The 13695-nt window shown below is 54.1% G+C and carries 12 protein-coding genes; 9 read left to right on the plus strand and 3 right to left on the minus strand.

What is annotated here, in order from left to right; translation table 11 throughout:
• The first annotated feature begins 209 nt into the window (after positions 1–209).
• From ppiD to SD961_RS08360, 3 genes are all read left to right on the plus strand, one after another.
• On the plus strand, positions 210–2078 hold the full coding sequence (ppiD, locus tag SD961_RS08350; protein ID WP_318789920.1) for a peptidylprolyl isomerase: 1869 nt from the start codon (positions 210–212) through the stop codon (positions 2076–2078).
• Positions 2079–2217: 139 nt separating this feature from the next.
• Positions 2218–2547 (plus strand): helix-hairpin-helix domain-containing protein, encoded by a 330-nt coding sequence (locus tag SD961_RS08355; RefSeq protein WP_318789921.1) that lies wholly within the window; start codon positions 2218–2220, stop codon positions 2545–2547.
• Positions 2548–2655: 108 nt separating this feature from the next.
• On the plus strand, positions 2656–3057 hold the full coding sequence (locus SD961_RS08360; RefSeq protein ID WP_318789922.1) for a YbgC/FadM family acyl-CoA thioesterase: 402 nt from the start codon (positions 2656–2658) through the stop codon (positions 3055–3057).
• 27 nt (positions 3058–3084) lie between these two features.
• On the opposite strand, the gene queC is transcribed toward SD961_RS08360, so the two are convergent.
• Both queC and SD961_RS08370 read right to left on the minus strand, forming a co-directional pair.
• The gene (gene queC, locus SD961_RS08365; RefSeq protein ID WP_318789923.1) at positions 3085–3780 is read right to left on the minus strand and encodes a 7-cyano-7-deazaguanine synthase QueC; all 696 of its coding nucleotides are present in this window, start codon (positions 3778–3780) and stop codon (positions 3085–3087) included.
• Between the two features lie 65 nt (positions 3781–3845).
• On the minus strand, positions 3846–5543 hold the full coding sequence (locus SD961_RS08370) for an SgrR family transcriptional regulator (protein ID WP_318789924.1): 1698 nt from the start codon (positions 5541–5543) through the stop codon (positions 3846–3848).
• Positions 5544–5641: 98 nt separating this feature from the next.
• Between SD961_RS08370 and cof the strand changes: the two genes are divergently transcribed.
• Entirely contained in the window at positions 5642–6463 is an 822-nt protein-coding gene (gene cof / locus SD961_RS08375; protein ID WP_318789925.1) for an HMP-PP phosphatase, read from the plus strand.
• Positions 6464–6542: 79 nt separating this feature from the next.
• Here cof and SD961_RS08380 read toward each other — a convergent pair whose 3' ends face one another.
• Positions 6543–7577, minus strand: a complete 1035-nt coding sequence (locus SD961_RS08380; protein ID WP_318789926.1) for a PLP-dependent cysteine synthase family protein — start codon at positions 7575–7577, stop codon at positions 6543–6545.
• A gap of 112 nt (positions 7578–7689) precedes the next feature.
• Between SD961_RS08380 and SD961_RS08385 the strand changes: the two genes are divergently transcribed.
• From SD961_RS08385 to amtB, 5 genes are all read left to right on the plus strand, one after another.
• Positions 7690–8148: an Lrp/AsnC family transcriptional regulator gene (locus tag SD961_RS08385; protein WP_318789927.1), complete on the plus strand. Its 459-nt coding sequence runs from the start codon at positions 7690–7692 to the stop codon at positions 8146–8148.
• A gap of 48 nt (positions 8149–8196) precedes the next feature.
• On the plus strand, positions 8197–9966 hold the full coding sequence (locus tag SD961_RS08390; protein ID WP_318789928.1) for a SmdA family multidrug ABC transporter permease/ATP-binding protein: 1770 nt from the start codon (positions 8197–8199) through the stop codon (positions 9964–9966).
• Positions 9959–11722, plus strand: a complete 1764-nt coding sequence (locus SD961_RS08395; protein ID WP_318789929.1) for a SmdB family multidrug efflux ABC transporter permease/ATP-binding protein — start codon at positions 9959–9961, stop codon at positions 11720–11722. Before SD961_RS08390 ends, SD961_RS08395 begins: the two co-directional genes overlap by 8 nt.
• A 272-nt stretch (positions 11723–11994) precedes the next feature.
• Complete coding sequence (gene glnK / locus SD961_RS08400; RefSeq protein WP_007886947.1) at positions 11995–12333, plus strand: P-II family nitrogen regulator; 339 nt, start codon at positions 11995–11997, stop codon at positions 12331–12333.
• A 29-nt stretch (positions 12334–12362) separates the two neighbouring features.
• Positions 12363–13652 (plus strand): ammonium transporter AmtB, encoded by a 1290-nt coding sequence (gene amtB, locus SD961_RS08405; protein ID WP_318789930.1) that lies wholly within the window; start codon positions 12363–12365, stop codon positions 13650–13652.
• The last annotated feature ends 43 nt before the right edge of the window (positions 13653–13695 follow it).

Genomic DNA, 13695 nt, shown 5'->3' on the forward strand with positions numbered 1-13695 from the left:
ATTTCTTCGGTGGAGTGAGGATTGTCTGAGCGTTCTCATGTACCATACGGGGCACATCACTACAGATGTGCCTTTTTTTATGTTTCAATGGCATTTGCGAGTTGCGGTTAACGGCGTGCGGTTTGCAACGCAGGCGTATAATGTTCCCGGGAAATGGGGATGAAAGCGCAAAGGTTTACATTCATACTACAGCGGAGTGTTGTCACACCATGATGGACAATTTACGCGCGGCGTCGAACCATGTCGTGCTCAAAATTATATTGGCTTTGATCATTCTGTCTTTCGTGTTAACCGGGGTGGGCAACTACCTGATTGGGGGAAACGGAGATTATGCCGCCAAGGTTAACGGACAGGAAATCAGCCGGGCACAGCTCGAGAACGCCTTCTCTAACGAACGGTCACGTCAACAGCAGCAGTTAGGTGAGCAGTTCTCACAGCTCGCTGGCAACCCTGCCTGGATGCAGCAAATCCGCCAGCAGGCGCTCTCTCAGCTGGTTGATGAAGCGCTGCTGACGGGCTATGCCAAAGATCTGAAACTGGCTATCAGTGACGACCAAATCAAACAGGCCATCTTCAGCCAGCCTGCTTTCCAGACCAACGGTAAATTTGATAATGCTAAATACCTTGGCCTGATTAATCAGATGGGCTTTTCTGCCGATCAGTATGCCGAAGCTCTGCGTAAGCAGTTGACGACCCAGCAGCTGATTGCAGCCGTAACAGGCACTGACTTTATGCTCAGCGGTGAAACGGATTCGCTGGCTGCTCTGGTTTCTCAGGAGCGTCTGGTTCGTCAGGCTACGATCAACGTCGCTGCCCTGGCTGCTAAGCAGAGCGTCACTCCGGAAGAGATCAAAAACTACTACGAACAAAATAAAAACAGTTTTATGTCGCCTGAGCAGTTCCGCGTGAGCTACATCAAACTGGATGCCGCATCCATGCAGGAAACGGTGAGCGAAGGGGATATTCAGAGCTGGTACGATCAGCATCAGGGAGATTACACCCAACCTCAGCGCAGCCGTTACAGCATCATTCAGACCAAAACGGAAGCGGATGCGCAGGCTGTTCTGGATGCGCTGAAAAAAGGCGGAGATTTTACCGCACTGGCCAAAGCGAAGTCTGTCGATCCTATCTCTGCCCGTCATGGCGGCGACATGGGCTGGCTGGAGCCGGACACCACGCCGGACGAGTTGAAAAATGCCGGGCTGAAGGAGAAAGGTCAGCTCTCTGGCGTAATCAAATCTTCCGTTGGTTTCCTGGTTGCTCGTCTGGATGATGTTCAGCCGCAGCAGATAAAACCTCTGGCTACTGTGCATGATGATATTGCTGCGAAAGTGAAGCAGGAAAAAGCCGTTGATGCTTACTACAAACTGCAGCAGAAAGTCAGCGATGCAGCGAGCAACGACAACGAATCACTGGTTGGCGCTGAACAGGCTGCTGGCGTGAAAGCGGTAGAAACGGGCTGGTTCAGCCATGATAACCCGCCAGCCGAGCTTAATTTTAAGCAGGTTGAGCAGGCTATTTTCAACGGCGGTTTAGTGGGTGAGAACGGCGCGCCGGGCAATAACTCGGACATCATTACCGTTGATGGCGATCGGGCCTTTGTACTGCGCGTCAGCGCTCACAAACCTGAAGCCGTCAAGCCGCAGGATGAAGTGACGGCACAGATTACCGATACGCTGAAAATGCAGAAGGCGCAGCAGCAAGCCAAAGCACAGGCTGAAAAACTGCTGGCCGATCTGAAAGCGGGCAAAGATGAGGCGATGAAAGCCGCTAATCTGAGCTTCGGTAGCCAGAAGACGCTGACGCGTAACGGCCAGGATGCCGCAACACAGGCGGCCTTTACCCTGAGCCAGCCTGCGAAGGGCAAACCTTCTTATGGCATCAGTGAAGATGGTGAAGGTAACGTGCTGCTGCTGGCGCTTGATGAAGTTCGCAGTGGCACCCTGCCGGATGCGCAGAAAAAAGCGATGGTCCAGGGCGTGACGCAGAATAACGCGCAAATTGCTTTTGAAGCGCTGCTGAGCAACCTGCGTAAAGAAGCTAAAATCAAATATGGTGCAGCTGCACAGGCTCAGTAAGCCTCGCAAAAATCCTGCAACGATTTGCATCCCGAAAGGCCGCTTATGCGGCCTTTTCCAGTTTTGTATTCCTCCCTTTGTCTCCTTTTTCTCTCTGCAGTAGGGTAGCCATGCTGTCAAACACATGGAGGATTACAGCATGCAAAATAAACTTAAAGCATTATGTTTCACGATGATAATGAGTGCAGGCACCCTGGCTGCACTGCCGGTGAAGTCAGCCGAACCTGCCCCCGCTGCGGCACAGGTTGCCATCACTGCGGATAAAGAGGCGGCTGCGCAAGTCAGCCTTAATCAGGCCAGCGCGGAAGAGTTAGCTGCGGCACTCAATGGTGTTGGCATAAAAAAAGCGGAAGCGATTGTCAGCTACCGGGAACAGTACGGCGATTTTACGGAGATAGAGCAGCTAAAGGAGGTCCCCGGCATTGGCAATGCGCTGGTGGAGCGGAATCTTTCAAGGCTCAAATTGTGACTGCCTTCGCGAGTTTGAGTCGTTGATCGCCTCAGGGCAATAACCGCTGCTAACCTGTAGAGGTCATACCAGTTGGTGTGACCTCTCACTTTAAGGGGCAATGCCGTTATGTTCACTACTATCAAGGTCCGTGGCTACCATCTGGATGTTTATCAGCACGTGAATAATGCCCGCTATCTGGAGTTTCTGGAGGAGGCGCGGTGGGAATGGTTAGAGCGGCTGCCGTCGTTCGACTGGATGAAAGAGAATCATCTGGCGTTTGTGGTGGTTAACATCAATATTAATTACCGACGACCAGCGGTAATGGGGGATGTGCTGAATGTTCACAGCAGTCTGGTGCAGTTGGGCGGAAAAAGTGGCGTGATAGGTCAGACGGTGACGCTGGCTCCCGGCGGAGAAGCCATTGCCGATGCCACGCTGACCTTTGTCTGTATCGATCTACGCACGCAAAAGGCGCAGCCGATGGAAGGAGAGCTTAAAAGCCGGATGGAGGAGATGCTGTCAGCCTGACCCGCGCTTTTAAGCAGAAGAGTCGCGTCAGCGTAATCCGGTCTTGCGCTGCATTTCAGCCATCACGCGGGCAGTGTCAGCCTGATAGTCGTTAAGGCCATTGGCACGAAGATGGCAGGCAGCGCATTCGCCACAGCCGTCCCCTTTGATGCCGTTATAGCAGGTCAGCGTCTCATTGCGTACCAGTGGCAACTGCTGCCAGTAGTCAGCCAGCGCCCAGGTTTCCGCTTTATTCAGCCACATTAGCGGCGTTTCGAAACGGACTTCCCGCGCCATTCCAAGGCTCACTGCATGATTCAGAGCCTTAACAAACTCATCGCGGCAGTCGGGGTAGCCAGAAAAATCGGTTTCACATACGCCAGTGATCACTGCTTCCGCTTCAACCTGATAAGCGTAAACGGAGGCCAGCGTCAGGAACAGAATATTGCGTCCCGGCACAAAAGTGCTGGGCAGGCCGCTGGCTTCGGGATCGTACGCCGGAACCGGAATACTGTCTCTGGTCAGACTACTGACGGCCAGCTCATTGAGCATCGTCACGTCCAGCACTTTATGCGCGCGGGCGCCAAGAGAAAGGGCGAGCTGCCGGGCAATATCGATTTCTGCACGATGGCGTTGACCATAATCGAAGGTGACGCAATGCACCTCATCATACTGTTGCAAAGCCTGAATCAGACAGGTTGTTGAATCCTGTCCACCGCTGAAAACCACCACTGCACGTTTCATTTTTTCACCTTATTGATCTGTTACAACCTATGGTACTGCCTGCGGTGGCAGAAAGGTAGTTCTGCTCAGGCAAGCGGCAGGGGAGGAGGGATCCACGCTCGGGAAAAATCGAACCATCCCCAGGCATTCAGCGTGATGCCTTCCACATCCGGCGGTGCGCTCACCTGATAGCGATAATTAAACAGGGGCGTAATGGCAGGCTGCGCCATAAGTTGATGAAACGTTTCCTGAAGTCCTGCTGAACGTTTGCTCTCTTCGCTGTAACGCTGGATGCGGTCAAGCTCATTCAGTAGCAGCGACCAGGCCTCCTTCCCTAACACCGTGGGCCATAAGGGGTCCAGCCTTATCCAGCTTTCCAACGTAAACTCAGGCGCTTCGCCAATCAGACGATCGCCCATAATAATGTCAGCCTTATCAAGCGCCGTGTAACCCAGCCAGTTTTTAGCCGGATGAAAATGCAGAGTAAGCTGGCAACTTTCTCCGGCCAGCATCTCACGCAATTTCTCTGCCATGGCATGCAGTTCAACCGGCAGGTGATAATGGAGATTCAAGGTGGCGGGTAGTGTGACATCCTGCCGCTCTTTAGCCTCTGGTACGGGCCATTCCGGCAGCATCCCCTGGCTTGGCGTAATCAGCCCTTCATCGAGGGGTAGCTCCTCAATAAGCTTTTTACTGCGGATTAATGCCACTATTTTTTCGGCCTGAGGAGAGGAGAGGGCGTCATGCTTCAGGGCCAGATAACAAAAACCCAGGCTAATTCTCCGGCTTACCGGGCGCAGCAGGGCAAACTCATGCTGTTCGCCAATGGCTATCTGTACCGGATGCCGGCAGCTGGTTCCCAGGGTTTTGTCAAAAAGCTGCGGGGTTATCCAGTACTCAATCATCTGCATCAAAGGCTGCACGCCATGATAACGCACATGATTTTCCAGCCTGACCAGCTCTGCTGACCAGTGGCTCAGCCGCCACGGCCCGGTCCCGGAGTGGGGATCGTCCGGATGGGTTAACAGACAGGGAACGGTGGCGAGGCGCCAGCTAAGCCAGTAGTCAGGCTGATGCAGATCGATTCGCAGGCAGAGAGCCTGTGGCAGCGACACCGACTTCACGCTGGCAAGCAGTCGTTCTCCTGCCGGGCTTGCCACAATACGTTGCAGACTTTTCATCAACTGTAACGAAGAGACGCGTTCGCCGTCATGCCAGAAAAGCTGTGGACGCAGAAAGAAGAACCAGCTCAGGCCGTCGGCACTGCACTGCCAGTGGTGAGCAAGATCGGGTAACACCCGATCATCTTTGAAGCGGGTGAGGCCGGAAAATATCTGGCTTGCAAGATGCTGCTCCGCTCTTCCGGGCAGTTCAAGCGGGTTCAGGCCTTCAAGCGGGCGATAATAAGGAATACGCAGCGTGGGACGGTCATCCAGCCACTGTCCGCCCATATAGGGCTTTAGCAGATGGTTGAGCTGATCCGGAGCGAGCTGGACCAGTTCCAGCGCCTGATGGGAAAGCCCCTGCTCCAGCTGCTGCTGAAGCAACGCCGCCCTGAGCTGGGCCGGCGTCTGTAAAAAGATAAGTTCTCCCCGTTTTCCCCGGCCCGACTCTGCCTGCCAGCTCAGCCAACCCAACTGCTGCCACTGATTCATTAACGTCCGGACATGGCGTTCACTGCAAATACAGCGCAACGCAATTTCTGCCACGTTGGTCAGCTGCTTCTCACCCATGCTGGCCTGCCAGAGTCGTTGATACTGATTGAGTCGGTTAAGCTGGCGCATCTCTAAACCCGGAATAGTTTTGCAAAAGTATTCACTATTAGTTCCGTAAATACCAGGTGATACTCTGACCTGACGAAAAAACAGGCACTGGAGAGATCATGGCACGTCTGGCGGCATTTGATATGGATGGCACTTTGCTGATGCCCAATCATCAGCTTGGTGAGAAAACGGTTACCGCCTTGCGGGCGCTAAACGAGAAAGGCGTACTGCTGACCTTTGCCACCGGCCGGCACTGGCTGGAGATGCAGCCGCTGATTGCCGATTTCCAATTGAGTGCCTGGCTTATCTCCGGTAACGGCACCCGCGTACATGACCAGCAGGGGAACCTGCTGGCGGCAAGCGATCTCTCTCCCCAGGTGGCTGAAGAGGTAATCCATACCCGTTGGAACACGACGGCAAGCCTGCACGTTTTTAACGATCAGGGCTGGCTGACGGGGCAGGACGTACCGCATATTCTTCAGGCACATCAGATGAGTGGGTTTCGCTATACGCTGACCGATCTCAAGCGTATTCCTGCCCATCAGGTGACCAAGATCTGTTTTATAGCTGAGCACAACGAGCTGTGCCGGCTTCAGGGTGAACTCAGGGATGCGCTGGGCGACCGTGCTCATCTCTGTTTTTCTGCCCGGGACTGTCTGGAAGTGCTGCCGCCGGGCTGTAACAAAGGCACGGCTCTTGATTCATTAGCCATTTCACTGGGCTTTACGCTGGCGGAGTGCATGGCGTTTGGTGATGCGATGAATGACCGCGAAATGCTTGAAACCGTAGGTCGGGGCTTCATCATGGGAAATGCGATGAATCAGCTGAAGTCGCTGTTGCCTCATTTACCTGTTATCGGCCATTGCGAGACGCAGGGCGTTTCGCACTATCTGAATCACTGGCTTACCACCCCCCACCTCGACTATTCCCCCGAATATTGAGGCCTTAGTGCCGGGCAGGAAGCCCGGCGTTTGGATACTGCTGCTTTTTGCAGTCTGCCGGACAGGATGGTCCGGCATTTTATTCCAGCATCTGCTGCCAGGGCGTGATATCGCCAATCTGTTCAGCGACCCATTCAGGATGGTAGTAACTCTCCAGATAGCGTTCTCCACTGTCGCAGAGCAACGTTACAATCGCACCCGACCGTTTCTCTTCCACCATTCTTTTGGCAACCTGCAAAGCCCCCCAGACGTTGGTTCCTGTTGACGCGCCAGGCTTACGGCCAAGCTGTTTTTCCAGCCAGAGCATGGTGGCGATGCTTGCCGCATCCGGTACCTGAATGATTTCATCAACCACATCGGCGATAAACGAAGGCTCTACGCGGGGACGGCCAATGCCTTCAATTTTCCCGCCACGCGTATTGCGCAGCGACTTATCCCGCTGATGCCAGTAGTCATAGAAGACTGAGTTTTCCGGATCGACCACCGTAAGCCTTGTGGCATAGCCCTGATAGCGCAGGTAGCGCCCAATAGTCGCTGATGTACCGCCGGTGCCGGCACTCATGACGATGCTTTCAGGCACCGGGAACGGTTCATTTTTCATCTGCTGAAAAATACTGTCCGCAATATTATTGTTGCCACGCCAGTCTGTCGCCCGCTCAGCAAAAGTAAACTGATCCATAAAATGGCCGTTCAGTTCACGGGCGAGCCGTTCAGACTCTGCATACATCTGACAGGGATCGGCGACAAAATGACAGCGTCCGCCATAGAGGGCGATCTGTTCGACTTTGCGTTTTGCCGTGGTGGCAGGCATCACCGCAATAAAAGGCAGCCCCAGTAAACGGGCAAAGTAGGCTTCTGAAACGGCGGTACTGCCGGAAGACGCTTCAATAATTGGCGTTCCCTCTTTAATCCAGCCATTGCATAAGCCGTAAAGAAACAGCGATCTTGCCAGGCGGTGCTTGAGGCTGCCGCTGGGATGCGTGCTCTCATCTTTCAGGTAGAGCCAGATGCCCGGAAACGCTTTCAGCGGCAGGCGAATAAGATGCGTGTCTGCCGATCGCTGTATATCGGCGTTAATCTCTGCAATGGCATGTGATACCCATGGATCTGACATAGTGTTTCCCCGGCAAAATTTGGTTAAGAGTACGGCATTAATCGGAAAAAAGGCTTACTCTCTTTCCTGTAAAATGGCTGAATAAGAGAATGATTTTCTCCCGGAGCGAGTAATGACAGATAAAACAGACCTGAAACTGCTGGCTTTACTGCAGCAGGATTGCACCCTGTCACTTCAGGCGCTGGCAGATGCAGTGCACCTCACCACCACACCCTGCTGGAAACGGTTGAAAAGGCTGGAGGATGAGGGCTATATTCGCGCCCGTGTTGCGCTGCTGGACGCCGATAAACTTGATCTGTCACTGACGGCGTTTATGCTGATCAAAACCCAACAGCACAGCAGCAACTGGTATCAACAGTTCGTTGAGGTGGTGCAGGCAATGCCGGAAGTGATGGGCTGTTACCGCATGGCGGGAGAATATGATTATCTTTTACGCCTTCAGGTCGCAGATATGAAAACCTATGACGCTTTCTATAAACGTTTAGTGAACGGGGTTCCAGGTTTACTGGATGTCACTTCGAGCTTTGCGATGGAAGAGATAAAGTACACTACTGCGCTGCCGTTGAAATGAGGTGGACGCCTGCTTTGACCTTGCTCAATCATAACCGGGACGTTTTCAGTGCGACTGTTTAGCCAATTAAGCTGGTATTTTATTCGCGAGTGGCGCCGCTACCTTGGGGCGGTTTTCCTGTTAATCGTCATTGCTGTTTTACAACTGGTGCCGCCAAAAGTGGTCGGCACGATCGTTGACGGTTTTTCCCGGCAGCAAATGAGCACCTCACAGCTGATGATATGGGTTGGCGTAATGCTGCTGACAGCCGTGGTGGTTTATCTGCTGCGTTACGTCTGGCGCGTACTGCTGTTCGGCGCCTCATACCAGCTTGCGGTGGAGCTGCGGCAGGATTTCTATCGTCAGCTCAGCCGCCAGCACCCTGAGTTTTACCTTCGTCACCGTACCGGCGACCTGATAGCGCGCGCGACCAACGATGTTGACCGCGTGGTTTTTGCCGCCGGAGAGGGCGTGCTGACACTGGTGGACTCGCTGGTGATGGGGCTGGTTGTGCTGTTTGTGATGAGTACGCAGATCAGCTGGCAGTTAACCCTGCTGGCGCTGCTGCCGATGCCCATTATGGCGCTGGTTATCAAACGTTATGGCGACCAGCTGCATAGCCGCTTCAAGGTTGCCCAGGCGGCTTTCTCCTCTTTGAACGATCAGGCTCAGGAAAGCCTGACCAGCATCCGCATGATTAAAGCGTTTGGCCTGGAAGATCATCAGTCAGGTCAGTTCGCCAGCATCGCCCGCGATACCGGCAAAAAAAATCTGCGGGTGGCGAGAGTGGATGCCCGTTTCGATCCCACTATCTATATCGCTATTGGCATGTCAAACCTGCTGGCGATTGGCGGCGGCAGCTGGCTGGTCTGGCACGATCAGATGACGCTGGGCCAGCTGACCAGCTTTGTGATGTACCTTGGCCTGATGATCTGGCCAATGCTGGCGCTGGCCTGGATGTTTAATATTGTCGAGCGCGGCAGCGCAGCCTGGAGCCGGATCCGTTCCCTGCTCTCTGAAGCGCCTGCCGTTGAGGATGGCACGAAAGTGCTGCCTGAAGCGCGCGGCCCGCTGCAGATCGCTATCCGGGAGTTCTGTTATCCTGGCGCTCAGCATCCTTCCCTTCGCCACGTTAATGTCAGCCTGAAGCCGGGCCAGATGCTCGGCCTTTGCGGACCAACAGGTTCCGGAAAGAGCACGCTGCTGAGCCTGATCCAGCGCCATTTCGACATTGCACAGGGGGATATCCGCTATCACGGCATTCCGCTGACGCAGCTTCGCCTGGATAGCTGGCGCAGTCGGCTGGCGGTAGTGAGCCAGACACCATTTCTCTTCTCAGATACGATTGCCAATAATATCGCCCTGGGGCGTCCCAGCGCTAAACAGAGTGAGATTGAAGAGGCGGCCAGGCTGGCAAACGTCCATGATGATATTCTCCGCCTGCCTGAAGGCTATGAAACAGAAGTGGGCGAGCGGGGCGTAATGCTCTCTGGCGGACAGAAGCAGCGTATCTCCATTGCGCGGGCGCTGTTACTGGATGCCGAAATCCTGATTCTGGACGATGCGCTATCCGCTGTGGACGGGCGTACAGAGCACCTGATCCTGCATAATCTCCGGCGTTGGGGGCAGGGAAGAACAGTGATCATCAGCGCACACCGTTTATCTGCCCTGACGGAAGCCAGCGAAATTCTGGTGATGCAAAAAGGGAGTGTGGCACAACGAGGGCAGCATGAGCGGCTGGTTGCTGAGCCAGGATGGTATCAGGAGATGTACCGCTATCAGCAACTTGAAGCTGCGCTGGATGATGAAGAGAGCGAAAAGGGGGTTCCACATGGCTAAGATGACCCAACTCTGGCCCACCCTGAAACGCCTTTTGAGCTATGGTTCGCCCTGGCGAAAATCCCTTGGCCTGGCTGTGCTGCTGCTGTGGATTGCGGCGGCGGCAGAGGTGCTTGGCCCGATTCTGGTCAGCTACTTTATCGATAATATGGTGGCGAAACACCAAATGCCGCTGGGGCTGGCAGCGGGACTGGCGGTCAGCTTTATCCTGTTGCAAATCCTTGCGGCTTCGCTGCACTACTGGCAGGCGTTGCTGTTTAACCAGGCGGCGGTTGGCGTGGTTCAGCAGCTGCGAATGGACGTGATGGATGCTGCGCTGCGCCAGCCTTTAAGCGCTTTTGATACTCAGCCAGTAGGGCAGATTATCTCTCGCGTTACCAATGATACTGAAGTTGTCCGCGATCTTTATGTCACCGTGGTGGCCACCGTTTTACGCAGTGCAGCGTTGATTGGCGCCATGCTGGTGGCGATGTTCAGCCTCGACTGGCGTATGGCGCTGGTCGCGATTGCGATTTTCCCCGCCGTAGTGACGGTAATGCTGATCTATCAGCGTTACAGCACGCCAATTGTGCGTCGGGTGCGCAGTTATCTGGCTGATATTAATAATGGCTTCAATGAAGTAATTAACGGCATGAGCGTGATCCAGCAGTTTCGCCAGCAGGCCCGTTTTGGTGAGCGAATGGGAGAGGCCAGTCGTTCACACTATCTGGCGAGGATGGAAACGCTGAAGCTGGATGGCTTTTTACTGCGTCCTCTTCTGAGTTTGTTCTCAGCCATGATCCTTTGTGGGCTGATGATGCTGTTTGGTTTCTCGGCCGCCGGTAGCATAAAAGTTGGCGTACTTTATGCCTTCATCAATTACCTGGGGCGGCTTAATGAACCGCTGATCGAGCTCACCACGCAGCAGTCTATGCTGCAACAGGCTGTGGTTGCCGGGGAACGAATTTTTGAACTGATTGACGCGCCCCGTCAGCACTATGGTGCGGACACCCGGCCTCTGGCCTCTGGCGAGATAGAAATCAAAGGGTTGACCTTTGCCTATCGTGATAACCGCAATGTATTAAGCGATATCTCGCTCCATGTCCCCTCACGAAATTTTGTGGCGCTGGTAGGGCACACCGGCAGCGGTAAAAGCACGCTGGCCAACCTGATGATGGGCTACTACCCGATACGTCATGGCGAGATCTCTCTGGATGGCAGACCACTCAGCCAGCTCAGTCATAGCGTATTACGTCAGGGCGTGGCGATGGTCCAGCAGGACCCGGTGGTACTGGCGGATACCTTTTTCGCCAACATCACGCTGGGCCGTGATATCAGCGAAGAAGCGGTGTGGCAGGCGCTTGAAACGGTGCAGCTTGCCGAACTCGCCCGCAGCCTTGCCAATGGCATCCATACCCGGCTGGGCGAGCAGGGGAATAATCTCTCTGTCGGGCAGAAGCAGCTGCTGGCAATGGCCAGAGTGCTGGTGGCTGCGCCGCAGATCCTGATCCTGGATGAAGCTACGGCAAATATCGATTCTGGTACTGAACAGGCGATTCAAAAAGCGCTGAAAGCCGTGCGGGAACAGACCACGCTGGTGGTAATCGCACACCGGCTTTCCACAATTATTGAGGCGGATACCATTCTTGTTCTGCACCGTGGATGTGCTGTCGAACAGGGAAGCCACCAGGCGCTACTGGAAAAACAGGGCCGCTACTGGCAGATGTACCAGTTGCAGCAGGCTGGCGAAGAGCTGGAAGCGGGCGAAGAAGCGTAATTTTTTACCGCTTCGCTGCACCACAATCAGGCGCAAAATCGCCTTAAACGAACGCTCTGCACAAATTTAAAGCGTAACGCACCTTAATGGTGCGTTTTTTCTGCGTAGATTTCATCAGGGTCTGGCTGGAAGCGGGTTAACGCTGATAAGAAACTCAGAGCCGGACTGACTAATCGTCTGAAAAATGCCAATTTATAATTTATGGCACAGCCTTTGCTTTAATCCTTCCGTGTCGGGCGCATCAACCATTTTCAATACCTGGAGGGGATCGTATGAAGCTGGTTACCGTGGTAATCAAACCGTTTAAGCTGGAAGACGTGCGTGAAGCATTGTCCTCTATCGGTATTCAAGGGCTTACCGTTACCGAAGTTAAAGGTTTTGGTCGCCAGAAGGGGCATGCAGAACTTTATCGCGGTGCTGAGTACAGCGTGAACTTCCTGCCAAAAGTAAAAATAGACATTGCCATTGCAGATGACCAGCTTGACGAAGTGGTTGACGTTATCAGCAAGGCGGCTTACACCGGCAAAATCGGTGACGGTAAGATTTTTGTTGCGGAACTGCAGCGTGTCATCCGTATTCGCACTGGCGAAACGGATGAAGCTGCGCTGTAGGGGCTTAGAATAGTGAAGGATGGAATAAAATGAATAAAAAAATTGCTACATTCGGCCTCGCCACCCTGGCCTTATTACCCTCGCTTGCGATGGCTGCGGCACCCGCAGTGGCTGATAAAGCCGATAACGCCTTTATGATGATCTGCACCGCTCTGGTGCTGTTTATGACTTTACCAGGTATCGCCCTGTTTTACGGCGGTTTAATCCGCGCTAAAAACGTTCTCTCCATGATGACCCAGGTTGCCGTGACCTTCGCTATGGTCTGCGTTTTGTGGATGGTTTATGGCTACTCGCTGGCTTTCAGTGAAGGAAACGCCTTCTTTGGCGGCTTCAGCATGGCTATGTTGAAAAACATTCAGCTGACGTCGCTGGTTGGCACCTTCTATCAGTATATCCACGTATCATTCCAGGCCTCATTCGCCTGTATCACCGTGGGGCTGATTGTAGGGGCTATCGCTGAACGCGTTCGCTTCTCCGCCGTACTGATCTTTGTGGCTATCTGGCTGACCTTCTCTTATCTGCCTATTGCGCACATGGTCTGGTCTGGCGGTCTGCTGGCTCAGGATGGCGCGCTGGACTTCGCTGGCGGCACCGTTGTACACATCAATGCTGCTGTGGCAGGACTGGTGGGGGCTTATCTGGTGGGCAAACGCGCTGGCTTCGGTAAAGAAGCCTTCAAGCCTCACAATCTGCCAATGGTCTTTACCGGCACCGCTATTCTGTATGTGGGCTGGTTTGGCTTTAACGCTGGCTCTGCCAGTGCGGCCAACGAAGTCGCTGGTCTGGCCTTTATTAACACCGTGATGGCCACCGCAGGCGCAATGCTGAGCTGGACCTTCGGTGAGTGGGCTCTTCGCGGCAAGCCTTCACTGCTGGGCGTCTGTTCTGGCGTGATTGCCGGTCTGGTCGCTATTACCCCAGCCTGTGGCTATGTTGGCGTGGGCGGCGCACTGATTATTGGTATCGTTGGTGGACTGGCGGGTATCTGGGGTGTGACCACCCTGAAGAAGTGGCTGCGTGTTGATGACCCTTGCGATGTATTCGGCGTGCACGGCGTGTGCGGCATCGTTGGCTGTATTCTCACTGGCGTCTTCGCTTCCTCTTCACTGGGTGGCGTGGGCTACGCAGAAGGCGTGACGATGGGTCATCAGGTTTGGGTCCAGCTGTTCAGCGTAGGCGTAACCATCGTCTGGACCGGCGTGGTTGCCTTTATCGCCTTCAAAGTGGCAGATATGATTGTTGGTCTGCGTGTTCCGGAAGAGCAGGAACGTGAAGGTCTGGACGTAAACAGCCACGGCGAGAATGCTTATAACCAGTAATGGACTGGTTATAAAGATGAGAAAAAAACGGCTCCCTCGGGAG

It is taken from the genome of Erwinia sp. MMLR14_017, assembly GCF_033657285.1.
Taxonomy (GTDB): domain Bacteria; phylum Pseudomonadota; class Gammaproteobacteria; order Enterobacterales; family Enterobacteriaceae; genus Erwinia.